General features: G+C 51.9%; 1 rRNA gene. It reads right to left on the bottom strand.

Going from position 1 to position 1,175, the window contains the following annotated elements:
- Positions 1–17: 17 nt before the first annotated feature.
- Positions 18–1,175, bottom strand: a 23S ribosomal RNA gene (locus IP92_RS29810); the annotation flags it as partial.

The raw sequence follows: 1,175 nt of genomic DNA, 5'->3' as shown, positions 1-1,175 counted from the left end.
ATAACCGTCAAGGTTATAGGGACAAGCCGTACGGGCAATTAGTATCAGTTAGCTTAATGCATTACTGCACTTCCACACCTGACCTATCAACGTCCTGGTCTCGAACGACCCTTCAAGGAGCTCAAGGCTCCGGGAAATCTCATCTTAAGGCAAGTTTCCCGCTTAGATGCTTTCAGCGGTTATCTCTTCCGAACTTAGCTACCCGGCAATGCCACTGGCGTGACAACCGGTACACCAGAGGTTCGTCCACTCCGGTCCTCTCGTACTAGGAGCAGCCCCCTTCAAATTTCCAACGCCCACGGCAGATAGGGACCAAACTGTCTCACGACGTTTTAAACCCAGCTCACGTACCACTTTAAATGGCGAACAGCCATACCCTTGGGACCGGCTACAGCCCCAGGATGTGATGAGCCGACATCGAGGTGCCAAACTCCCCCGTCGATATGAACTCTTGGGAGGAATCAGCCTGTTATCCCCAGAGTACCTTTTATCCGTTGAGCGATGGCCCTTCCATACAGAACCACCGGATCACTATGTCCTACTTTCGTACCTGCTCGACTTGTCGGTCTCGCAGTTAAGCACGCTTATGCCATTGCACTATTAGCACGATGTCCGACCGTACCTAGCGTACCTTCGAACTCCTCCGTTACACTTTAGGAGGAGACCGCCCCAGTCAAACTGCCTACCATGCACTGTCCCCGACCCGGATCACGGGCCAAGGTTAGAACCTCAAACAAACCAGGGTGGTATTTCAAGGTTGGCTCCACGAGAACTGGCGTCCCCGCTTCAAAGCCTCCCACCTATCCTACACAGATTGGTTCAAAGTCCAATGCAAAGCTACAGTAAAGGTTCATGGGGTCTTTCCGTCTAGCCGCGGGTAGATTGCATCATCACAAACACTTCAACTTCGCTGAGTCTCGGGAGGAGACAGTGTGGCCATCGTTACGCCATTCGTGCAGGTCGGAACTTACCCGACAAGGAATTTCGCTACCTTAGGACCGTTATAGTTACGGCCGCCGTTTACTGGGACTTCAATCAAGAGCTTGCACCCCATCATTTAATCTTCCAGCACCGGGCAGGCGTCACACCCTATACGTCCACTTTCGTGTTTGCAGAGTGCTGTGTTTTTATTAAACAGTCGCAGCCACCAGTTTATTGCAACCCTTTCACCCTTC

This window comes from Pseudoduganella flava (assembly GCF_007830495.1).
Taxonomy (GTDB): Bacteria; Pseudomonadota; Gammaproteobacteria; order Burkholderiales; family Burkholderiaceae_D; genus Rugamonas; species Rugamonas flava.
This window is presented reverse-complemented; position numbering and strand designations above follow the sequence as displayed.